Origin of the sequence: Candidatus Enterococcus leclercqii (genome assembly GCF_009933135.1) — a bacterium.
Taxonomy (GTDB): domain Bacteria; phylum Bacillota; class Bacilli; order Lactobacillales; family Enterococcaceae; genus Enterococcus_C; species Enterococcus_C leclercqii.
In genome coordinates this window covers 15,044-36,180 of sequence record NZ_MAEH01000002.1, presented here as the reverse complement: position 1 = coordinate 36,180, position 21,137 = coordinate 15,044, and the positions used below count along the sequence as shown (strand labels likewise).

Annotated in this window: 20 protein-coding genes, 1 tRNA gene and 1 other annotated feature; of the genes, 5 read left to right on the top strand and 16 right to left on the bottom strand. The window is 45.1% G+C overall.

Translation table 11 applies throughout. From position 1 onward, the window contains the following. Positions 1–54: 54 nt before the first annotated feature. From BAU14_RS00165 to BAU14_RS14415, 4 genes are all read right to left on the bottom strand, one after another. Positions 55–930, bottom strand: a complete 876-nt coding sequence (locus BAU14_RS00165) for a YitT family protein (RefSeq protein WP_161898070.1) — start codon at positions 928–930, stop codon at positions 55–57. A 644-nt stretch (positions 931–1,574) separates the two neighbouring features. Continuing rightward, entirely contained in the window at positions 1,575–3,344 is a 1,770-nt protein-coding gene (aspS, locus tag BAU14_RS00160) for an aspartate--tRNA ligase (protein ID WP_161898069.1), read from the bottom strand. Positions 3,345–3,421: 77 nt separating this feature from the next. Then, positions 3,422–4,723, bottom strand: a complete 1,302-nt coding sequence (gene hisS, locus BAU14_RS00155; protein ID WP_161898068.1) for a histidine--tRNA ligase — start codon at positions 4,721–4,723, stop codon at positions 3,422–3,424. A gap of 80 nt (positions 4,724–4,803) precedes the next feature. Next, the gene (locus BAU14_RS14415) at positions 4,804–4,935 is read right to left on the bottom strand and encodes a hypothetical protein (RefSeq protein WP_272927966.1); all 132 of its coding nucleotides are present in this window, start codon (positions 4,933–4,935) and stop codon (positions 4,804–4,806) included. Between the two features lie 624 nt (positions 4,936–5,559). Between BAU14_RS14415 and BAU14_RS00150 the strand changes: the two genes are divergently transcribed. The 3 genes from BAU14_RS00150 to BAU14_RS00140 all read left to right on the top strand — a co-directional run bounded on the left by BAU14_RS00150 (position 5,560) and on the right by BAU14_RS00140 (position 8,776). Next, positions 5,560–6,498, top strand: coding sequence for an aldo/keto reductase (locus tag BAU14_RS00150; RefSeq protein WP_161898067.1), 939 nt, complete (start codon positions 5,560–5,562; stop codon positions 6,496–6,498). A 167-nt stretch (positions 6,499–6,665) separates the two neighbouring features. Next, entirely contained in the window at positions 6,666–7,097 is a 432-nt protein-coding gene (locus BAU14_RS00145) for an acyl-CoA thioesterase (protein WP_161898066.1), read from the top strand. 128 nt (positions 7,098–7,225) lie between these two features. Continuing rightward, positions 7,226–8,776 carry a flavocytochrome c gene (locus BAU14_RS00140; protein ID WP_161898065.1) on the top strand — a complete coding sequence of 517 codons (1,551 nt, stop codon included), beginning with the start codon at positions 7,226–7,228 and terminating at the stop codon, positions 8,774–8,776. A 276-nt stretch (positions 8,777–9,052) separates the two neighbouring features. On the opposite strand, the gene BAU14_RS00135 is transcribed toward BAU14_RS00140, so the two are convergent. Both BAU14_RS00135 and BAU14_RS00130 read right to left on the bottom strand, forming a co-directional pair. Continuing rightward, entirely contained in the window at positions 9,053–9,703 is a 651-nt protein-coding gene (locus tag BAU14_RS00135; RefSeq protein WP_161898064.1) for a hypothetical protein, read from the bottom strand. Positions 9,704–9,755: 52 nt separating this feature from the next. Next, entirely contained in the window at positions 9,756–10,553 is a 798-nt protein-coding gene (locus tag BAU14_RS00130) for a DUF4357 domain-containing protein (RefSeq protein WP_161898063.1), read from the bottom strand. A 180-nt stretch (positions 10,554–10,733) separates the two neighbouring features. Here BAU14_RS00130 and BAU14_RS00125 point away from each other — a divergent pair. After that, positions 10,734–10,807: transfer RNA gene (locus BAU14_RS00125), tRNA-Pro, on the top strand. Positions 10,808–10,956: 149 nt separating this feature from the next. Here BAU14_RS00125 and BAU14_RS00120 read toward each other — a convergent pair. The 7 genes from BAU14_RS00120 to infC form a co-directional block, all read right to left on the bottom strand. After that, the gene (locus BAU14_RS00120; protein WP_161898062.1) at positions 10,957–12,792 is read right to left on the bottom strand and encodes an acyltransferase family protein; all 1,836 of its coding nucleotides are present in this window, start codon (positions 12,790–12,792) and stop codon (positions 10,957–10,959) included. Then, on the bottom strand, positions 12,789–13,187 hold the full coding sequence (locus tag BAU14_RS00115) for a hypothetical protein (protein WP_161898061.1): 399 nt from the start codon (positions 13,185–13,187) through the stop codon (positions 12,789–12,791). The genes BAU14_RS00120 and BAU14_RS00115 overlap by 4 nt, the downstream gene beginning before the upstream one ends. Positions 13,188–13,669: 482 nt before the next feature. After that, positions 13,670–14,977: a hypothetical protein gene (locus BAU14_RS00110; protein ID WP_161898060.1), complete on the bottom strand. Its 1,308-nt coding sequence runs from the start codon at positions 14,975–14,977 to the stop codon at positions 13,670–13,672. A gap of 22 nt (positions 14,978–14,999) precedes the next feature. Further along, entirely contained in the window at positions 15,000–15,515 is a 516-nt protein-coding gene (locus BAU14_RS00105; RefSeq protein WP_161898059.1) for a hypothetical protein, read from the bottom strand. Between the two features lie 187 nt (positions 15,516–15,702). Continuing rightward, entirely contained in the window at positions 15,703–16,062 is a 360-nt protein-coding gene (rplT, locus tag BAU14_RS00100) for a 50S ribosomal protein L20 (RefSeq protein ID WP_161898058.1), read from the bottom strand. A gap of 54 nt (positions 16,063–16,116) precedes the next feature. Then, positions 16,117–16,317: a 50S ribosomal protein L35 gene (rpmI, locus tag BAU14_RS00095; protein ID WP_161870371.1), complete on the bottom strand. Its 201-nt coding sequence runs from the start codon at positions 16,315–16,317 to the stop codon at positions 16,117–16,119. 150 nt (positions 16,318–16,467) lie between these two features. Continuing rightward, positions 16,468–16,992: a translation initiation factor IF-3 gene (gene infC / locus BAU14_RS00090; RefSeq protein ID WP_161898057.1), complete on the bottom strand. Its 525-nt coding sequence runs from the start codon at positions 16,990–16,992 to the stop codon at positions 16,468–16,470. Between the two features lie 26 nt (positions 16,993–17,018). After that, positions 17,019–17,151 (bottom strand) — a sequence feature (ribosomal protein L20 leader region). 209 nt (positions 17,152–17,360) lie between these two features. On the opposite strand from infC, the gene BAU14_RS00085 reads away from it, so the two are divergent. Then, complete coding sequence (locus tag BAU14_RS00085; RefSeq protein ID WP_161898056.1) at positions 17,361–18,113, top strand: HAD family hydrolase; 753 nt, start codon at positions 17,361–17,363, stop codon at positions 18,111–18,113. 222 nt (positions 18,114–18,335) lie between these two features. Here the strand turns inward: BAU14_RS00085 and BAU14_RS00080 are convergent, their stop codons facing one another. The 3 genes from BAU14_RS00080 to leuC all read right to left on the bottom strand — a co-directional run bounded on the left by BAU14_RS00080 (position 18,336) and on the right by leuC (position 21,056). Beyond that, positions 18,336–18,854 carry a GNAT family N-acetyltransferase gene (locus tag BAU14_RS00080; RefSeq protein ID WP_161898055.1) on the bottom strand — a complete coding sequence of 173 codons (519 nt, stop codon included), beginning with the start codon at positions 18,852–18,854 and terminating at the stop codon, positions 18,336–18,338. Positions 18,855–19,080: 226 nt separating this feature from the next. Next, positions 19,081–19,671, bottom strand: a complete 591-nt coding sequence (gene leuD, locus BAU14_RS00075) for a 3-isopropylmalate dehydratase small subunit (protein ID WP_161898054.1) — start codon at positions 19,669–19,671, stop codon at positions 19,081–19,083. Positions 19,672–19,673: 2 nt separating this feature from the next. After that, on the bottom strand, positions 19,674–21,056 hold the full coding sequence (gene leuC, locus BAU14_RS00070) for a 3-isopropylmalate dehydratase large subunit (protein WP_161898053.1): 1,383 nt from the start codon (positions 21,054–21,056) through the stop codon (positions 19,674–19,676). Positions 21,057–21,137 lie beyond the last annotated feature (81 nt).

Here is a 21,137-nt window from a genome sequence, read left to right as displayed (position 1 = left end):
ATGCTTGTCATGACGCAAAATCTAACTGTTTGTGGCTGGTTCTCTTTTGGCAGCTTAGAATTCTTCTTCGTAAAAATGCCCCAAGATCTGGACATTGTCGGCGATACTAACAAAAGCTTTTTTGTCCGCTTCACCCATCGCTGCTCTTAAAAGCGGCAGTTCATAGCGGGTCACTACAGTCAGCAGAACCGTTTGCTTATCGTGTTTATAAGCACCTTCAGCCTCATTGATAATGGTGATGCCGCGGCGCATTTTTTTCTGAATCGTGTGGATAACTTTCTCCGGGTGCCGGGTGATAATAGTCACCTGCATCTTCTTTTGCTTCGTATAGACGGCATCCGTCACCTTTCCGGAAACAAAAATGGCGATGGCACTGTATAAAGCATACTGCCAGCCAAACAATAAGCCTGCCGCCAGCATGATAAAGAGGTTAAAGGTGATAGAGATGGACCCGATAGTATTGCCGGTTTTTTTACGGATGGCGATGCTGACAAAATCCAAGCCACCAGAAGACAGGCCGTTTTTTAATGCGTAGCCAATCCCCGCTCCCATGATGGCACCGCCGAAAATCGCACAGATAATCGGATCGGTAGTCAAGGTTTCGTCCGGAATAATCTGCATGAAAACAGACGTCAGCACAACCGTGATTCCGGTAAAAATCGTAAATTTATGGCCGATTTTGAACCAGCCCAATAAAAACAATGGTAAATTTAACAACAATAGCGTGGCTGATACTGGTACATAAACACCGATCAGATCCTTCGATAACGTGGTCAGAATCTGGGCGATACCAGTAATCCCCGAAGAATAAATTTGCCCCGGTTGATAGAAAAAATTCACGCCGATAGATGCCAGCAATGCGTAAACCACCGAAAAAGAAAATTTCTGGGCATAATCCGGGTGGGGCATCAATTTGAACAGCTTCTCCATAATAGATGGATTCCTCATTTCAAGTACATTTGCATCCATGCAAAAAAACAGCCCGCTCGCTTTTTCGGACGATCTTCCAGCGCAGAGTCAGTTACATTATACGGGGAAAGGTAAAAAAACAAAAGAAGAAGCTGGATTCTTTATAAAAGGTAAGAAAAAAGAAGCTTCACCACAGCTGGCCTTGTAAATATTCCTTTTTCTGATTATAAACCAATCCTGCTTTCCAGTCTGAAAAGACGCGTTGCCAAGCCCGACAGCCTACCTAAAAATTTATGTGAAGCTGTTGTTTGAAAGTCTTCACATTTCCTGATAAAAACAGGAATGTGGCACAAGTAATTTCCAAGTGCTAAATAGCAGATGTTTAACCACAATTAATAAACAGTATACGGACGAGGAAAATTTGTGAGCACCTTTATGTCTTAGTCCGAAGAGAGAACATGACCATACGTGTTAAGAGAAATGAGTGAGACTGACTTAGCTTGATGAAATCAAGGTTAGTTAGCCCTTGAAATTTTTAGCAATGAAAAGCCGACGATCTTCCATTAAAATCATTGGAAGATCGTCGGCTTTTGGGGGCTCACGTTTGGTATTGTTCGGTTCGCAGGACGGTGACTCAACTATTGTCACAGATCCTGACTTTGCGATTATTCTTCGACATTCGTCACATTGAGATTCAGTTCAAACAACTGCAATGGTGATACGGTGCTTGGTGCTTCCGTCATTGGATCTGCGGCTTTCCCGTTTTTAGGAAAGGCAATTACTTCTCGGATATTGTCTTCGCCGGCTAAAAGCATCACGAAGCGATCAAGACCAAGAGCAATTCCTCCCAATGGTGGGAAACCGTAGTCTAACGCATCCAGCAAGAAGCCGAATTGTTCAACCATGGCTTCATCGGAAAAGCCTAAGGTGCGGAACATCTGCTCTTGCAGTTCACGCGTGTAAATACGCAAGGAGCCGCCACCTAACTCATACCCATTCAAGACAATGTCATAAGCGTCTGCATATACTTTTTCCGGTGCAGTTGCCAACAACTCCACATCTTCGGCTTTCGGCATAGTGAAAGGATGGTGAGCAGAAACATAGCGTCCTTCTTCTTCGCTGTATTCAAATTGTGGCCAGTCTGTGATCCACAAGAAGTTGAACTTGCTTTCGTCGATCAAGCCCAATTCCTTGCCTAAACGAGAGCGAATAGCTCCCAACGCAGCAGAGACTACGCCATAGTTGTCTGCACCAAACATCAGCAAGTCACCGACTTCTGCATTGGTAGCAGCAATGATTTCAGCCTCTTTTTCACCGAAGAATTTAGCGATTGGCCCTTTCAGACCATCTGCTTCCACTTTCAGCCAAGCCAGTCCTTTGGCGCCAAATTGGCTGACGTATTTGCCCAAGTTGTCCATGTCTTTACGAGAATACTTGTCCGCAGCACCCTTGGCATTTAGCGCTTTGACGACACCACCGTGATCCAGTGCCATTTGGAAGACTTTGAAATCCACATCTTTGACGACTTCTGAAATATCAATCAATTCCATATCAAAACGAGTATCCGGTTTATCAGAACCATACCGCGCCATCGCATCGTCATAAGTCATGCGTGGAAAAGGCAGCGTTACTTCCAGCCCTTTGACATCCTTCATAACCTTAGCAATCATGCCTTCTGTGATTTCTTGGATCTCGTCCATATCTAAAAAGGCCATTTCCATGTCAATCTGGGTGAATTCCGGCTGTCGGTCTCCCCGCAAGTCTTCATCACGGAAGCAACGAGCCACTTGGTAATAGCGGTCAAACCCTGCTGTCATCAACAACTGCTTAAAGAGCTGTGGCGATTGTGGCAATGCGTAGAAATGCCCCGCGTGTACTCGGGAAGGAACCAGATAATCCCGTGCTCCTTCAGGTGTGGACTTGCCTAAATAAGGTGTCTCAATATCCAAGAAGCCCAAGCCGTCCAAATATTCCCGAATGGCATGCGTTGTTTTGTGGCGAGTAATCAGATTTTGGGTCATTTTTGGCCGCCGCAAATCCAATGCCCGGTATTTCAAACGAACTTCATCACTGATGGTTTGATCGTCTTCAATGGCAAACGGCGGTGTCTTTGAGCGGTTCAAGATTGTGATGTCTGTCGCCATTACTTCAAACGCACCAGTGGTCATTTTCGGGTTAATCGCTTCTGGTGCGCGATGTTCTACAGTTCCGGTCACTTCAATCACAAATTCGCTACGGCATTTATCTGCAATCTCCCAAGCGGCTTTGTCTCGTTCCGGATTGAAAACCACTTGAACGATTCCTTCCCGGTCTCGCAAGTCGATAAAGATTACGCCCCCCAAGTCGCGGCGTTTTTGAACCCAACCTTTCAATGTAACCGTCTGATCCAGTTGTGCTTCAGATACCAGACCACAATATACAGTACGTTTTGCCATTTTTTTCTCCCCCATTTTTCAGTTTTAAGCAGACCAGCCAGATTGCTGGCCTGCCGTAGTTAACCAGAATGTTCTACTCAATCTTCGAACATTACTGTAGTCATTTCGTCATAGACTTCATCAAAGCGTTCATAGATATCAGCCAAAGAAAAAGCTTTTTCCTGACGATTGGCCATTCCTTTGACATTGATGATTCCTTGTTCCAACTCGTTGCCGCCAATGGTCAATACCAGCTTAGCACCGGCTTTATCCGCAGACTTGAACTGCGCTTTGGCTTTGCGTCCCATTACATCCCGATCAGCCGAAAAACCAAAGTTGCGGATGGCTTGTACGACTTTCAGCGCTTCCACATTAGTTTCATCGCCTAAGCTGACTACGTACGCATCCAACTCATTCAACGCTGGCAGCAGCACTTCTTCTGATTCCAAAGTCAGCAGTACGCGTTCAATTCCCATGGCAAATCCGAAAGCCGGCGTCGCCTCGCCACCTAATTCTTCCACCAGATGATCGTAACGTCCACCGGCACAGATTGTCGCTTGTGCTCCCATACCCGGTGCTTCGCTCATGATTTCAAAAATGGTGTGGGTGTAATAATCCAGTCCTCGAACCATGTTGCTGTCGACTTCATAAGGAATCCCCAGCGCATCCAGCATCGTTTGCACAGCATCAAAATGAGTGCGGGCAGTTTCACTAAGGTAATCCAAAATCGATGGTGCATCAGCGACAAACTGTTTGTCCCGTTTGTCTTTTGAATCCAAAACCCGCAATGGATTTTCATGGAGCCGGCGTTGAGAATCTTCACTGAGCTCTGCTGTATGAGGTTCCAGATAATCGATCAGCGCTTGACGATAAGCTGCCCGAGTTTCTTTGTCTCCCAATGAGTTGATTACCAAACGAACTTGCCGGATTCCCAGCTGTTTGAAAAAGTCCAGCGCCATTGCCATCGATTCCACATCTGTGGCTGGATTGGCAGAGCCAAAAGCTTCTACGCCAATTTGATGGAACTGACGCAAACGGCCTTTTTGCGGACGTTCATAGCGAAACATCGGTCCTGTGTAAAACATTTTGTAAGGCTTTGGAAACTCTGGACCAAAGAGTTTGTTTTCCACATAGGCCCGCACGATTGGCGCTGTTCCCTCCGGACGCAGTGTCACATGGCGGTCCCCTTTGTCGTAAAAGTCATACATCTCTTTGGATACGATATCCGTCGTATCCCCGACACTGCGGGAAATCACTTCGTAGTGTTCAAAAATTGGCGTGCGGATTTCCTGGTATTGATAGTCCCGAAATAATAAGCGGGCAGTTTCTTCAATAAACTGCCATTTTTCGGATTCACCCGGCAGAATATCATTGGTGCCTTTTGGACGTTGGTAATTCATAGCGCAAAACTCCTTTTGATGGTTTTATCTTAATAATTTAATTATAGAGTAAGCTGCAGCTTGTTTAAAATATTGACGACTTAATTATAGTCAATTTTCGGCTGCTGCTGTTCAACAGCAACTCTGTCTTGCCTTCGCAGGCCAATCGTTTGTTTCACAGCAAAAAACCGCCCTTGTGTCGCTTTGCGACGCAAGGGCGGATGACTAGTCATACGCGGTACCACCTGGTTTTCGAGGATCATTTCGGCTTTTGGCCGGCCGTCAGTTTAGACAGGCAGATCTTCCTCTGGAGTGTAACGTACTCAAGACGGAGCGGCTTTGCACGCGCTCATCTCCGGAATGTCTTTCAACAGCCGCACCTAAGGGACTCTCAGCCATGATCCCTCTCTCTGAACAGTGGACAACTGTCTACTCTTTCCATCACAGATTGTTAATATTACAACAAATCTACTAGAAGACATGAAAAAAGTCAAGCCGTTTTCACAAAGCTGCGGCAAAAAATAAAGCGAATGATTTTCGGATTTTGCTCTTTTGTAATAGACTTGAAGTTAGGAAGTCTCTGGAGAAACTGCTGAGAGCTGCATTCGTTCTTTTCACCGGAATCAACGCTGGAACGCGCACTTCTCCATCAAGTAGACGATGAAGTAAGCGATGATGTTTTCTGTGTTTCTGACAAAAGTTCGTAATCTGACGCTCACTGAAATTCTCAGATATTTCCTAGAGAATAACAAATAAATTCTTTGCTGCCGTCACTGGCAGTGACAGCTAGGTCTTACACGCAAAGGCTTCGACAAATGCTGTCAAGTAAGCGTGATCAAGAAACGGAGGAATCAATCATGTCTGATGTACGTATCGGAAAATCGCAAGTCTATGCTTCTGCTTTAGGTCTGGGAACCAACGCTGTGGGTGGCCACAACTTGTTTACCGGCTTAGACGATGAGGTCGGCAAGGAAATCATTCGGACAGCCTTGCGCAACGGGATTACTCTTTTGGATACTGCCTATGCTTATGGGTTGGGACGTTCTGAAGAATTGATTGGCGAAGTGCTGCAGGAAGCAGAATTTGATCGGGCCCGCGTCATCATCGCCACCAAAGCCGCTCATGTTCCAGGTAACGAAGGACAAAAAGACAACTCCCCGGAATTTTTGAGAAATGCTGTAGAAGATGCTTTACAGCGCCTGCAAACGGACTATATCGATATTTTTTATATTCATTTTCCCGATCAACAAACACCAAAAAATGAAGCCGTGGCTGCACTTCACGAATTGAAGGAAGCGGGAAAAATCCGTGCCGTTGGTGTCTCGAATTTTTCGTTGGCCCAGATTAAAGAAGCCAATGCAGAAGGCTATGTAGATATCGTTGAAGATCAATACAGCCTGTTGCATCGTGAGGCGGAACAAGAGCTCTTCTCTTATCTAAAAAAACATCACATCAGCTTCGTTCCTTATTTCCCATTAGCTTCCGGCTTACTCACTGGTAAATATTCGGAAGAGACTGTTTTTGCCAAAGGGGATATCCGTTCAAGCAATCCTGATTTTCAAGGGGAACGTTTCAAGAAAATCGTAGCCACAGTTAATGAACTAAAAGTGATCGCTCATCGAAACGACACAACAGTTCCTCAACTGGTTTTGGCCTGGTATCTGAAAAATCCGTCCGTAACCGCTGTGATTCCTGGGGCAAAACGTCCTGAACAAGTGGAAAATAACGCCAAAGCTGTGGATGTCCACTTATCTAATGAAGACTATCAACTCATCGATGAGCTGTTTCGTTTCTAACGCCTGGTTCAAATGATAAAATCCATGCTGCCTGGTATCGAAATTTTGGTACCAGGCAGCTTTTTTAGTTAGAAACTATTTTGCAGCCTTCTCCTTGTTTGCTGGGAGCGGCGGCTCATGATAAGCTGAAAAAAATCTTAATCAGTTCTTACAGGAGGAATCCAACTATGACAACTACTTACCCTGGCTATCTTCGCAAGCCTCACTATTATGAAACAGACCAGATGGGTATCATCCACCATTCCAACTATATTCGTTGGTTTGAAGAAGCCCGCGTCGATGTTTTGGAACATCTCGGTCTTTCCTACCACGCCATCGAAAATGCCGGCATCATCATTCCCGTACTGGCTGTCGATTGCCAGTACAAAAATATGATTCGCTACGGGGATCAAGTGAAAATATTAGTAAGCATCACTCAATACACGGGGACACGACTAGACTTTTCCTATGAGATTCGTGATATTGCCACCGATCAGCTGATGACTACCGGCGCCAGTAAACACTGCTTTTTGTCTAAAGACAGTGGTCGGCTGCTTTCTTTAAAGAAAACCCATCCTGCCTTCCATCAAATTTTTGTTGATTTTTCTGAAAGCCTTTAACCAACTGATGGTGTAAAGTTTCGCTGTCCAGCTTTGCCTTTTTGTCGCCCAGCTGTGGTGGTACAGCAAACTCTCCTTTGTTATAATGCACTTGTGAGTTTCCACACAAAACAATTGGAGGGAAAAAAATGAAAAAAGTTTTTGGTAAAATCATCATGTTGTCAGCCCTATTGCTGATGGCGGGCTGTGGTGCCGATCAGTCAAAAGATTCCGCGGCTTCAAGCTCTGCCAAAGATTCTTCTGCTAAAACAGAACAGACGGCAAATTCTTCTACAGCAGCGACTGATGCCACATCAGGTGCCTCTGCCCAGGAATACACCGATCCGTCAGAAATGAAAGATACCTACGACATCGTGATCGTCGGTGCCGGTGGTGCAGGCATGGCAGCGGCTTTATCCGCTAAAGAAGCTGGCGCGAATCCGGTAATTTTGGAAAAAATGCCGATTGCTGGCGGAAACACCTTAAAATCTTCTGCCGGTATGAACGCGTCAGAAACCAAGTTCCAAAAAGATCAAGGAATCGAAGACACAAACGACAAATTCTATGAAGAAACTTTAAAAGGCGGCGGCGGAACCAACGATCCGGCACTGCTTCACTATTTGGTAGATCATTCTGCTGCAGCAATCGACTGGTTGGATTCTATGGGCATTACGTTAGATAACTTGACGACTACCGGCGGCATGAGCGAAAAACGGACCCACCGCCCAACTGATGGTTCGGCTGTCGGTGAATATTTGGTAGACGGTCTGCTACGAAACATTCACGAAAAAGAAATCCCATTGTTTGTCAACTCTGACGTCGTGAAGATTAATGAAAAAGATGGTGCTGTCAACGGCGTTCAAGTCAAAGTCGACGGTAAAGAAAAAACAATCAGTGCCAAAGCAGTAGTTGTCACCACTGGCGGATTTGGCGCCAACATGGCGATGGTAGAGCAATACAAACCTGAACTAAAAGGGTATGTCACTACCAACCAAGAAGGCTCTACCGGCGATGGGATCAAAATGATCGAAGCATTAGGCGGACAAACAGTGGATATGGACCAAATCCAAATTCACCCAACCGTCGACCAATCAAAATCCCTGTTGATCACAGAAGCAGTCCGAGGTGAAGGTGCCATTTTGGTGGACCAACAAGGCAAACGCTTCTTCAATGAAATGGAAACTCGTGATAAAGTCTCTGCAGCAATCATTGCCCTCCCTGAAAAATCCGCTTGGCTGGTCTTTGATGCTGGTGTCAAAGAACGGGTCAAGGCCATTGATTTCTATGAAAAACAAGGCTTGGTGAAATCTGCAGATACCATCGAAGCATTGGCAAAAGAAATCGACATGCCGGAAGCTGATTTAAAAGCAACGTTGGACACTTGGAACAAAGCCGTCGCCGACAAGAAAGATGCTGAGTTCGGTCGGACAACTGCCATGGATCACGATCTATCTAAAGCCCCTTACTACGCTATCGCTATTGCCCCTGGAATCCACCACACAATGGGCGGTGTCAAAATCAATACTGAAACCCAAGTCATCGGTAAAGACGACAAAGCAATCAAGGCCTTGTATGCTGCTGGTGAAGTCACCGGTGGGATTCACGGAAACAACCGTATCGGCGGAAATGCCGTAGCCGACATCATCATTTTCGGTCGCCAAGCAGGTGAACAATCGGCAAAATATGCGACTGGAAAATAGCTTTTCGTTCTATGAAAAAAGCTTTAGCAAGCTGCTTGCATCTAAATTCTGAGGCAACGACATGACAAAACAAGCAGCTTCCATTAAAAATAGTGGAAGCTGCTTGTTTTTTGTTGTTAAAAATGCAAACACTGGCTACCCTTGATTCAACAAGGAATTGCAATGACAATTGCCAAAGCTGTTTTCTGATAGGGCTCTTTTTGTCCCTGTCTATTGAATTATTCACTACCAGCACTTAGCAATGATTGCTGTCGCTGCTTTTTTCACATAGACAGCTTAAAACACCATTCGAATCAGCGCGATGACATAACGAATCAAGCGGAACAAAATAAACAAGAAGAAGAGATTTCCTAAGACGAAACTCAAAGCATTGCCCCCGGTAGCCTTCAGGTTGCTCCAAGTGAAGCGCCGCAAAAATCGCGGCATCGAGCTATAACCCCCGCGGCTTAACCGAAATTTTTCTTCATAGGTCAGCTCCAGCATATCGTAGTAATACAGCTCCAGCGGCTGTGCCGAGAAAAATTTCTTATCAAAGCCTGCCAGTAACGTGTACTGCTTATTGGCAGAGGGTAAATTTCGCACAGCCTTTTTATTGATTCGGGCGATTTTTTCACCCTCGCGATAAATATTGTAGCTATATTCATCTTCTTGCACATCAACGATGACTGCTTGAGGCAGATTGTTTTCTAGCCATTGCTGATAGACTTCGGAAAATTTTTGCCGCTGCATTAGCAAATAAACAATCAGAACAATCAAAACTGCCGCCAATATGCCATTTAATAGCAGATTGTCTTGGGAAAGCCAACTGTAGCCGGCGATGATTGCCAGTGCGACTGCCGCAAACGCCAGCCGCTTCGTATAATAACTGCGGTACATATTTCCCACAGTCCGCTCATAATAATCAAAATCTTGTTTGGCAAAATCCATCGAATCATCCTTTTCTTATTGGTTAATGAAAACCTGCAACAAGTGATCCTTTTCATTTTACCACAGTGTATTCGTCGATGGTCTTGCCATTTTGGTCTTTGAGTACTAGCCAGCCATTGGTTCCAGCATAATACAAAAAGATTCCTAACTCGTTGACACTCTTGAAGATAATATCTTCCGTCGTCGTATCACCATTGATTTTATCGGCATAATCATCTCGCAGCTTTTCGGTAAATCGTGCAGAATAGCCCACGGACCCATCTTTGTTCAAAGGAACTTCCATCTTGAGCTTCGCCCCTTTTTTTAGGAGTAATTCATTGCGCTTTTGCCAGATTGCTTCCCCGGTAGCATCACTGTAATTAATGTAAAAGGGAATTTCGGAGACTTGTTTATTCCAGCGGTGTTGTGCCTTAGCGGGTTTCTTTTTGACTTTTCCCATCGGATAACCAAAATTTTCCAACAATTGAAAGACGTTTCCCTGAAAATCATTGACTACATTTTGTTGGTTGGCAGGTACTTTGCCTGGAGTCTCAGTAATCGTCGCAACTTTCAGCCCATTTTCAGCCCAGGCTGCAAGCATAGCCGCCAACAGCGTTTCTCCTTCAATTTCCCAAGGGGGCGTCACAATCAACGTCTGGTCAACCTTATTTTCATTGATCGTCTTGCTATTGAGAGGTGCCAATGCTGCAAGTTGCGGCTGACGTTCCTTCAAATAGAGATAAATCGATGTGCGTGCCGGCTGTTCTCGAGCGGCGGCCGCCGGTTTCAGTAAAGTTAGCTGCCCTTGATTTTCTTCTAATTGGATAACCGTCTTGTCTTCGTCAATACTGCCAGTGAAATGAATGGTCATGGCATCCACGTTCCTTTCTGTGAGCCCTGGTATAGTCAAACCTGCACAGGACAGGTCATCTGCCTTCATTTTAGTGGATTTGCAGCTGACGCCAAAGTAGATTGCTCAAAGGAAAATTTTCCGAAACTTTTTAGTTGAAAAAAAATAAAGTTAGTCCTATATTACTAATGTGATTGACCTCGGGAAGTAGCTCAGCTTGGTAGAGCACTTGCTTCGGGAGTAAGGGGTCGTCGGTTCAAATCCGGTCTTCCCGATTCTCGCCCTTCAGCGCTTTGACGTTGGAGGGCTTTTCAATTAGTGATACTGTTAAAAATTCCGGCTCCAGCCCGCTAAACAACTGTCGCCAACTGTTTTCTTCCTTTAAAAAAGCCTCTAGCAGCTCACACTCCGCTAGAGGTTTTTTTCATTCCTTATTCGTTTTAGCCGGCTTATTCTTGGCTTCTGTCAAGGCTTTTTGCAACATCTCCAGATAGATTTTTTCTCCCTCAGGATTACCGGCAAAATGGGTGGTATCTGACTCAGCAAAAATTTCTTTGTGCTGTGGCGCTAGTTTATTCCAGTCGGCAATCATCACAAAAGGATATTTTTCCGGCAATGTTCGCTCGTATTCTGCCAGCTTTTGAGAGTCCCAGGTCTCGTCGGCTCGTCCGTCATACGGCGTGACAAAGATCAATTTATGACCGGGCTCCAGTGCGGCAATCAGCTCTTCTGTTCGTTTTTCATAATCATCAAAGGTGTTGGTTCCACAGGCAATAATCACGTATTCTCGCAGCAGTTTTTTCTGCTGCTGTTTTTTCATGACCTCATTGGCCTGCTCCATCCGCCGTCCGCCTTCTGCATCGACACGACTGTCACCGATCTGATCCAAGATTGCCTGACGAACCCCCAAGGTAACGGAATCTCCGATGACGCTGACCCCTTTTTTCACCTGATATTCAGTGGCTTCCTGCTGATCTACCATCTCCCGCATATCTCGCAAGGCATCTTCATCTTGTTGCAAGTGGCTGGCCCACAGATTTTTCTCCAACGACGTCATCTGAGGAGCAGTTGCTGCGACCGTTGTCGTCAAACCTACCAACAAAAGGGAAAGTGCCGCCAACGGAACAGCTGCCAGATGCCAGTTGATCTTGATCTCTCGTTGGAAAAACTTCGGTGTCTTTCCTACCACCAGCGGTTCAAAAATGTAATAAGAAATTGCCGCAAAGAAAGTTGAACAAATCACAGTCAGCAAAACGGCCAGGTGGTTGCCCATCCGATTGTTGAAAATCGTATACAGCGGCCAGTGAAACAGATAAATGCCATAACTGATATCGGCAAAAAAAGTCAGAACTTTCGGCTCCTCAATATTTGGTGTCTGCTCATGCAAAATACGAGCGGCATAAATCATCACCGCCGTTACCAAGCTAGCTGTCAAAAAGCCCACCAGATACGTGATCCGTTGACTAAAATCCAAGAAGCGACCCAACAAGAGTAAAACGGCTAACGCTCCGAAAAAGACCATCAGTGTTTTTCTTAAAGACCATGCAGACACAGTATTCGTGAATTTTTTCGGCACCGTTTTGACACCACTCACTGTCGCTAAAAAAGCCCCAATGAAAAAAGGAAAACTGTGGGAAACACTAGAAAAATAAATCGGTGAAAATTCAGTCATTCCTAGCGAGCGCAGTGCCATCGTCAAAAAGCTAATCAAAAAGAACACCAACGACAGCATAGAAATCAGTGCCCTAAAGCGGACCACCTTCAGTCGCTCATCAATTTTTGAGCGGCTAATGCTGCGGCTCATGAGCCAGACCAACGCACCCCAAATCAGATAAAAATGCATCTCCACAGCCAACGACCAGGTATGCAAAAACAGATGGGGGAAAAAGGAGGTCTCGTAACTGCCGCCATTGGCAATCTCAAAATAATTAGTTGTAAATCCCAGGGCAGCTGCGATTTGGCGCCCAATATCAGCAACGTAGTCAGAGCTCACCAAAAACGTAAACGGGATTGTCACCAATACTGCCAGCAAAAGTGGCGGAAAGATGCGCACCAGACGGCGACTGTAAAACCCGATGAGATCTAAACTGCCCTTTTTTTGCAATTCATCAATGAATAATGACGTGATTAAAAAGCCGGAAAATGTGAAAAATACATCAACCCCTACAAAACCGCCGGAAAACTGAGTGATGTAAAAATGATACAGCAACACCATAATCAAACCTGCTACTCGAATACCGCTAAACCACTTGATTCTCATTTTCCTTGATACTCCCCATCTTCAAATTTCCCTTTATAAATCAAACCCGTCTCCAACGTCAAAGTTCCCTGACCCTCGGCTTTTCCCTTCTTAAAATCCCCAACATAATGCCAGCCGTCTTTGGCTTTAAAATCTCCTTTGCCGTTGAAATAGCCGTCTTTGAAGCTGCCGGTATACACACTGCCATCCTGGAAAGTCAAAATCCCCTGCCCACTAAAACGCCGTTCGACCAGATCCCCAGTGTATTTCAACCTGCCCTGATCCAAAGTAACCGTCGTATTTTTTTCGTCTTTTACCGGCTGCATGCTGATGATTCCACAAATCACAATCACTGCCACCATCGCCAGCTGACCAATCCGAATCCACCACGTCTTATCTATCTTTTTGATAACCATTATCGTCTTCCATTCTTTTTCTATTTTCCTATGCAGACCAGCTCTGAAACCACCTGCTTTTAATCAATTAGAAGCCAGCAACAACAGTTTATGAATCAAGGATTTGATCATTCTTTTTTGTGACTGGACCATTTTACAGATATGTAAATGATAGCGGAAATCTCCGAGGGGCACAAGTTGTTTTCCTGCATTCTTTCCGCTGATTTTTCTTTTCACAGTCCACCGGCTTTTTCGCAGCCTATTCTTTAAAAAGCACCTACATTGCAAGAAGATAAGCTGCACTGTGCCACGAGAAACTTTCAAAGGAGAAGAAAACACCCTTGCAAATCATTTCGAAAGTGAACAGTAGCAGCACTTTCTTTACTTGATAAAACCAAGTTAACTCCTGTGAAATTAGTAGAAATAAAAAGCGGTTATCCTCCAAGTCTTTTAGTGGAAGATAACCGGCTTTTGCATTGTAGCAGTTTGTCACAGTTCCTACTTTATTGTTTTGCTGATCCGTTGCCATGCCCGGGAGTGTAATTTGCGGCTTCTGCTGCCGTGATTAACACAAAATTATCAGGATTTTTGACCTGCCCATAGGTTTTGCCGCTTTCTACTTTCAAATATTTGAACCCAGCCGGCGCTTGGTACCAGCCTCCGGAAACACTTGGGGTCGGCGTGGATGTACTTCCTGCTTCCGCTTGCTGAGCCGCAGCTTCTTGCGCAGCAGCTTGTTCACGAGCTTTTTGTTCGGCTGCAGCTGCTTCTTTGGCCGCTTTTTCTGCTGCTGCTTTTTCCGCTGCCGCCTTTTCTTCTGCTGCTTTGGCCGCTGCGGCTTTACGCTTGTTTACAGCTTTGAGGATTGTATCGTATTCCTCCTGTAATTGCTGGTGACCTGTTTTGAGATCCCCCGGCTGATAGCTTTTCAGTTGCAAAAAGCCCGACAATTGCTGCTCTTTTTCCACAAGCTCGGTCTTTTCAGCTTTTTCCAGCTGTTCGTCAGACAATAACTTCGACACAGCCGCCAATAATTTATTCGCTGCCCCTTGGTGATCCTTGAAATCAGCCTCACTAGCAGAAATTCGCTTAGAAACTGAAGCTGTCATCTCCAAGCTCTGTGTTTTACGATCCCTAAGCAGCTGCAGATCATTGGTTTTTTTCAATGACTCCTGATTAGCCTGTGCTTCTGATGTTAATGCTGATTTATCTGCGGCCAGCAGGTATTTCTTTTTCAACAAGCTTTGAATCGTTTCATTTGTCTGGGTAAGGTCATCTGCCAGCATCTTCATTTGCTGCTGATTGTCCGCCATCGTCGAAGCAAGTTGTTCCGCTTTTTTTGACAGCTTGCGAATTGGAGCAACTTTAGTAGAAGATTGAAGAGTCTGCAGCTGTGACTGCAGTTGATCCAACGAAACAATGTCTGCTTGTTCTGTAAAAGGATTGGTGCCCTTTTTTTCAATAGTTCCTAGGCTTTTAGCCAACTGCTGCCACTCTTTTGAAGCCGCTTTTTGCTCAGCTTTTTGCGCATTGGTCTTCACTTGTTTCAGCAGGTTTTGTTCAGCCGTAATCTTTTTTTGCAATGTCCGACGGTTCGCGCTTTTTTCGGCTTGATTGACTGCTTTGACTGCCTGCTGTAATTCCTTTTGATCGGTTGCAGACACAAACTCTGATTTTAGCAGTTTTTGAACGGCAGTTTCTTGTCGATCCTGCTGAGCGTAAACCTCATCGTAAGCATTGCTGTCCATCCCGGTTGCAACCAGCCCCGCGGTGACAAAGGTCAAGACAATTCCTAATAGTTTCTTATTCATTTTCCCCTTCACATTCTTCCCCCTAAATCAGATCTTGTTTGCGTTTTTCAACAGTTGCTCGATACCATGACAGCGACAACTCCAAATCTTCTGCCAGGTCATCATGGGCAGTTAAATACTCACGATATGCAACCACTTCGTCAATAACCCGCAACAAGTCTTCTTCTGCCTGCTGATCATCAGCCTTGTTTTTGTTTCTCAGGCGTCTCAACAGATTTTCTGACTCCGTCTCAAAGTATGTTTTCAACTGATAATCGATAAAAAAGACCATGACCGGGTCTTTAGCAAGCTGTGGCCGCTCCCGAGTCAAAAACTGCTGGAGCTGCTCATAATCACTGCTGACGATTCGATGACGCCGGATATAAACCAGCATGACTCCCAGCGCCACTAGAAAATAGATCATGGGACTGATTCTTACCAGATCCAATGATGTCAAGAAAGCCGCCGCCACCAGCAGTAAAAGTCCAATCCCTGCCAAGTGGAATTTTTGCCTTTCATGTTTTTGATACAGCGATAACACGTAATGATACTCTTTCATCCCAACACCCCACTATTTTTTCACTTAATAAGTCTAGTATAGCGTATTTTTTTAGAGGATTAAAAAATTTTATTGAGAATTTGCAGGTTTATTCAGCTACGCCGCTTTTCAGGTGTTTTTCAAATGTAAAAATAAAAAAAACGTCTCAACTCAGTGATGAGTCAAGACGTTTTTGATCAATCAAAGCTTATTTAGCCAAAGCATCTTTAGCTTGGTCAGCCAATGTAGTAAATGCTGCAGCATCGTTTACTGCCAAGTCAGCTAACATTTTGCGGTTGATGTCGATTTCAGCCAATTTCAAGCCGTGCATCAATTTTGAGTAGCTCAAGCCATTCATACGAGCTGCTGCGTTGATACGAGCAATCCACAATTTGCGGAAGTCGCGTTTTTTCTGACGACGATCGCGGTATGCGTAGTTGTATGAATTCATTACTTGTTCTTTAGCTGTTTTGAATAATGTATGTTTAGAACCGTAGTAGCCTTTAGCCAGTTTCAGGACTTTTTTACGACGTTTACGAGTTACAGTTCCACCTTTGACACGTGCCATGATGTATTCCTCCTAGAATAGTTCGATTATTTAGTATTAACGGGTTATGCGATTTTAACGCATTTGTGACAATTGTTGACGGATACGTTTGTAATCGCCTTTTGACACCATGCTTGCTTTACGCAGTTGACGACGTTGTTTTTTGGTCTTGCCGTGGAAACGGTGACTTGTAAACGCACGGAAGCGTTTCAAACCGCCTTTACCGGTACGTTTTACGCGTTTTGCTAAACCGCGGTGTGTTTTTTGTTTTGGCATTGTGATTTCCTCCTACTATTGGTTAGTGCGCCGAATCTTTCGAAGACGATTACTCGTTTTCGTTACATTCAACACGTATACAGTCTGTGCAGTTGCCTGCTCAGAGCCAGCATCCTCAAAATATAAGTGCAGCAAGTACAGCTTCAGATGTTATTTGCTATCAGCTTTAGGTGCCAATACCAAGAACATGCTCCGGCCGTCCATTTTCGGTTTTTGTTCGACTGTCGCCAGGTCCGCAGTTTCTTCTGCCAAGCGATCGAGAACTTTCTGACCAATCTCTTTATGGGTAATGGCACGACCCTTGAAGCGGATAGAAGCTTTGACTTTATCGCCTTTTTCAAGGAATTTACGTGCATTCTTCAATTTCGTATTGAAATCATTGACATCGATCGTTGGGCTCAAGCGGACTTCCTTGATGTTGATGACTTTTTGCTTTTTGCGGGCTTCCCGGTCTTTCTTTTGTTGTTCGAAGCGGTATTTCCCGTAATCCATGATCCGCGCAACAGGTGGTTTTGCATTAGGAGCTACCAGAACTACATCCAAATTGGAACGTTCTGCGATTGCCAATGCTTCAGCTTTCGATTTTACTCCTAGCTGTTCACCGTTTTGGTCGATCAAACGCAACTCACGTGCACGAATGCCGTCGTTTACCATCATATCCTTTGCTATGGTCATTCACCTCCAGGTATATTCGTGAGCTCTGAAACAAAAAAAGACGAGTTCGAAAATCGAACCCGCACCCCTGTCACACTAAACCACAATAGGTCAGTCTGAAACTATCTGCCCAGCGAGAGTTCTCACTCAGGCGAGAAGCGGGTGCTTCTGCTTCATTTCTCAACTTTTACAGTATACGGGGTTTGCAAAGAGAAGTCAAGCTTTTTTCATGGAAATTTACAGAGACTAACAAAGTGCTAGTTTTCCTCTCTCCAAAACGATATCGCTTCCTAGCCAAGCAAAGTTACCTTCACGCATCAAGCTGTCTTTCATTGTGAAGCCTCCTCTCCTTTGCTATGATGAAGAAAATAATTCTCGGAGGAAAACCTATGGCCATCAAACTGGTAGTTGCCGATTTGGATCGTACGCTGCTAAATAGTCGCAAAGAGCTGAGCCCCAGAACAATTCGCACATTGCAAGCTGTCCAAAAGCAGGGAATCCCCATTGTTTTTGCTTCAGCTCGTCATTATTTGAATGTTGCTCCTTTTTTGAAAGATTTGCCAGCGGATTATCTGCTTTGTAGTAATGGTGCGGGAATTTTTGAAGGCAGCACTCGCAATGTTCTATGGACCGAGGCCCTCCCTTTGCAGCTGACACTTGAAATATTGGCTGAAACTCAGCTACAAAAAGAGCTGCATCTTCGCTCCATCGGTGGCATTAAGGATTATCTTTGGAGTGAATTGAAAAACGATCCGTTGCCCGCCAGCTGGAAAGAACATCTAAACGCGCCTGTTCTGACGCTTACGCTGCGTACCTCTGATCCTGCCGGCTACCAGGCACACTTTGCGACTGATAAACGGCTACGGGTTTTTACTTATTTTGGGGAGGACTTCATTAGTATTCTGTCGGCCAATGCCTCCAAATTTCACGGAATGACTCGTTTGCTACAAATGTTGGTAATCACGCCTGCTGACATCGTCTTTTTTGGCGACGATCAAAATGATGTGGCTTTACTGGAATGGGCCGGCACCGGGGTTGCTGTTGCCAACGCAATCCCTGCTGCTTTAGCTGCAGCAGATCAGGTGACACTTTCAAATGATCAAGAAGGCGTCGCCGACTGGCTAGAAAAACACCTTCTGTAAGTCTTACGAATTCAACTGCCTGTATCTGGATGTCCGCAAAGCAGGCGGGTCGCCATCGTCGTGTCACTCTCCACCAAAGCTGACCCTACCACAAATACGAAGCGTTAAAAAAAACAAGCAGCTTTCACTAAAAAGGGAAGCAGCTTGTTTTTTAGTTGTTAATTCTCACATGCTGACTAACCTTGGAACAGAGGACTAAGGTTCCCGTCACAGACTCATTTCTTATTCCAAATAGAAATGAATATTCGCCTTGCCTTCTTGCGCTGTATGCTTGTAAATTTGAGTATCCAGTCCGCCGATGACAAACCCGCTTTTCAGATAGAAGCGGCATGCCCCCAGATTGTTGTCTTGTCCGATGGTCCAGATGCCCTGATAGCCTTTTTTCTTTGCTTCCTGCAAGCCAAAATCAATTAACTGCCCAGCAATGCCTTTGCCTCGATAACTGGCCGCTACTTTCAAATCAGACAGATACGCATACTTTAGCCAATCGTCTTCAAAAATAGCTACGCCGACACAACTCGTTTCGTCAAAAGCCCCCACCACAAAGCCTTTACTCAATAATTCTTCAATTTGATAATTTTCTTCGGGAAAAGTCTGCTGGGTCGTTTCGTCAAACACCACTTCTCGATGAGTCCAAGTGTCGTTTGTGCGACTCACTATCAACCGACCGAATAATTCAAAAGCTTCATTGGGTATCTTTGCTGCTGCGCCATCTTTGACTGTCAATAAACGGATTTCCATCACTTCAGCCTCCTTTACATTTCCCCCATTTTATCACGTCTGCTATCAGAATAAACAGCTACACCTGCCCTTTTAAATGCCCTTGATTTTACAAGCCGTAATTTTTGCCGCTGACAAAATCCCGCCAATATTTCAGTCTGCGCAAAAAAACAGGCTTAGGCAAGCCTCCAAAAAAATGAGATTTTTTCGAAGTACATCACCTTAGGCCCGTTTTTTTGATTATTCTTTAGCGCCAGTATGTCGGTACTTGTTTTTCTTCATAGGCTGCAATCAGCGCTTGGTCTTGCAAAGTGATTCCAATTTCGTCCAAGCCGTTTACCAATTTGTTTTTCCAGTTGGCATCAATAGCAAATGGCCACGTTGTTGCCCCTGCACGTACTTCTTGGGCTGGCAAATCGATGGTAATCGTTGCATCCGCCGGCAACGCTGCCAGCTGCTTACGAGCGTCTTGCGGCAATTGAATTGGCAACAAGCCGTTTTTAGTTGCATTCATATAGAAAATATCACTGAAACTGCCTGCGATAACTGCTTTAAATCCGTAATCCATCAGCGCCCAGGCTGCGTGTTCCCGAGATGAGCCTGAACCAAAGTTGTCCCCAGAGATCAGGATGGTCGCCTGTTCATATTGTGGAAAATTCAGGACAAATTCTGGATTAGGTCTGCGATCATCCAAGTAGCGCCAATCATCGAAGAGAAATTCCCCAAAGCCTTTTTTATCCACTCGTTTCAGATAACTTTTAGGGATAATCTGATCAGTATCTACATTATCATTCATAAAGGGCACCGTAGTCCCAGTGTAAACTGTAAATGCCTCCATAATCACACCCCCTCCTTTACGATTTTACGAACATCCACAAAAGTGCCATTCAGGGCTGCGGCGGCGGCCATAGCCGGTGAACACAGGTGTGTCCGAGCATTTTTCCCTTGGCGACCCACAAAGTTCCGATTGGAAGTCGAGGCACAGTGAACGTATTCCGGTACTCGATCAGGATTCATTCCGAGACACATGGAACATCCCGGCTCCCGCCATTCAAAACCAGCTGCTTTGAAGATAGCATCCAATCCTTTTGCTTCGGCTGCCCGCTTTACCGGTCGTGAGCCTGGCACGACGATTCCTGTCACACCCGCTTTAATTTGTTTACCGGCGATGATTTTCGCCGCTTCTTCCAAATCGGAAAGACGACCATTGGTACAAGAGCCGATGAATACATATTCTACTGGGATTTCCGTTGGTTTTTGTCCTGGTTTTAGGTCCATGTATTCATAAGCCAGCGCATCGTTATGATCTTGAATCTCCGGGAAGCCTTCTTCAACTGAAACACCCATCTCGGGATTTGTCCCCCAGGTCACAAAAGGTGCCAGACTAGAGGCATCCAATGTCAAAACTTTGTCAAATTCGGCATCTTCATCGGTATAAAGTGTACGCCAATCAGCCATTGCAGCTGCCATATCAGTTGGAGCAAAACGCCGGCCTGTGACATAGGCAAAAGTCTTCTCATCCGGAGCAATCATCCCCATCTTGGCTCCTCCTTCAATAGCCATATTACAGATCGTCATGCGCTCATCCATAGACATGCCACTGATGGTATCGCCGAAAAATTCTACACCGTAGCCGACACCAAAATCAGTTCCATAATTAGCAATCAATGCCAAGATGACATCTTTGGCATAAACTCCCGGTTGCAAAGCGCCACTAATCTGGATGCCCATGCGTTTTGGTTTGCGTTGCCAGATGGTTTGCGTGGCAAAAACGTGTTCCACCTCACTTGTTCCTATACCAAAAGCCAAGGCACCAAATGCTCCGTGTGTCGCCGTATGAGAATCGCCACAAACAATGGTTTTACCCGGTTGGCTGAGACCCATCTCCGGCCCCACCATATGAACGATTCCCTGCCCTTCTGAGCCGTTATCACACAATTCGATGCCAAATTCTTCACAGTTGGTTCGCAACGTGTCGATTTGTTTTTTAGCGATGACATCTGAAATATTGTGGATATCGACAGTTGGTACATTGTGATCCATCGTGCCAAAGATTTTTTCTGGCTGGCGAACTTTGCGCCCTGCTTGTCGCAAGCCTTCAAAAGCCTGTGGTGAGGTCACTTCATGAATCAGCATCAAATCGATATAAAGCAGCTGAGCATCTCCTTCTTTCCCCTTAATCACATGGCGATCCCAGACTTTATCAAAAAGCGTCTTCCCCATCATTTATCCCCCCGTATTCTGGTCCTTTTTTTAAGTTATTCGTCGGTTTTCATGTTGCAGTGTCGGTATTTGCGATTGTTT

What these genes read in the sequence shown, in the direction of transcription:
- BAU14_RS14415 (WP_272927966.1), bottom strand. Translation starts at nt 4,935, where the DNA reads ATGACTAGTCATCCGCCCTTGCGTCGCAAAGCGACACAAGGGCGGTTT.
- BAU14_RS00150 (WP_161898067.1), top strand. Translation starts at nt 5,560, where the DNA reads ATGTCTGATGTACGTATCGGAAAATCGCAAGTCTATGCTTCTGCTTTA.
- BAU14_RS00165 (WP_161898070.1), bottom strand. Translation starts at nt 930, where the DNA reads ATGGAGAAGCTGTTCAAATTGATGCCCCACCCGGATTATGCCCAGAAA.
- aspS (WP_161898069.1), bottom strand. Translation starts at nt 3,344, where the DNA reads ATGGCAAAACGTACTGTATATTGTGGTCTGGTATCTGAAGCACAACTG.
- BAU14_RS00105 (WP_161898059.1), bottom strand. Translation starts at nt 15,515, where the DNA reads ATGAAAGAGTATCATTACGTGTTATCGCTGTATCAAAAACATGAAAGG.
- BAU14_RS00145 (WP_161898066.1), top strand. Translation starts at nt 6,666, where the DNA reads ATGACAACTACTTACCCTGGCTATCTTCGCAAGCCTCACTATTATGAA.
- hisS (WP_161898068.1), bottom strand. Translation starts at nt 4,723, where the DNA reads ATGAATTACCAACGTCCAAAAGGCACCAATGATATTCTGCCGGGTGAA.
- BAU14_RS00120 (WP_161898062.1), bottom strand. Translation starts at nt 12,792, where the DNA reads ATGAGAATCAAGTGGTTTAGCGGTATTCGAGTAGCAGGTTTGATTATG.
- infC (WP_161898057.1), bottom strand. Translation starts at nt 16,992, where the DNA reads ATGACCATAGCAAAGGATATGATGGTAAACGACGGCATTCGTGCACGT.
- leuD (WP_161898054.1), bottom strand. Translation starts at nt 19,671, where the DNA reads ATGGAGGCATTTACAGTTTACACTGGGACTACGGTGCCCTTTATGAAT.
- BAU14_RS00130 (WP_161898063.1), bottom strand. Translation starts at nt 10,553, where the DNA reads ATGACCATTCATTTCACTGGCAGTATTGACGAAGACAAGACGGTTATC.
- BAU14_RS00135 (WP_161898064.1), bottom strand. Translation starts at nt 9,703, where the DNA reads ATGGATTTTGCCAAACAAGATTTTGATTATTATGAGCGGACTGTGGGA.
- leuC (WP_161898053.1), bottom strand. Translation starts at nt 21,056, where the DNA reads ATGGGGAAGACGCTTTTTGATAAAGTCTGGGATCGCCATGTGATTAAG.
- BAU14_RS00115 (WP_161898061.1), bottom strand. Translation starts at nt 13,187, where the DNA reads ATGGTTATCAAAAAGATAGATAAGACGTGGTGGATTCGGATTGGTCAG.
- rpmI (WP_161870371.1), bottom strand. Translation starts at nt 16,317, where the DNA reads ATGCCAAAACAAAAAACACACCGCGGTTTAGCAAAACGCGTAAAACGT.
- BAU14_RS00140 (WP_161898065.1), top strand. Translation starts at nt 7,226, where the DNA reads ATGAAAAAAGTTTTTGGTAAAATCATCATGTTGTCAGCCCTATTGCTG.
- BAU14_RS00110 (WP_161898060.1), bottom strand. Translation starts at nt 14,977, where the DNA reads ATGAATAAGAAACTATTAGGAATTGTCTTGACCTTTGTCACCGCGGGG.
- rplT (WP_161898058.1), bottom strand. Translation starts at nt 16,062, where the DNA reads ATGGCACGTGTCAAAGGTGGAACTGTAACTCGTAAACGTCGTAAAAAA.
- BAU14_RS00080 (WP_161898055.1), bottom strand. Translation starts at nt 18,854, where the DNA reads ATGGAAATCCGTTTATTGACAGTCAAAGATGGCGCAGCAGCAAAGATA.
- BAU14_RS00085 (WP_161898056.1), top strand. Translation starts at nt 17,361, where the DNA reads ATGGCCATCAAACTGGTAGTTGCCGATTTGGATCGTACGCTGCTAAAT.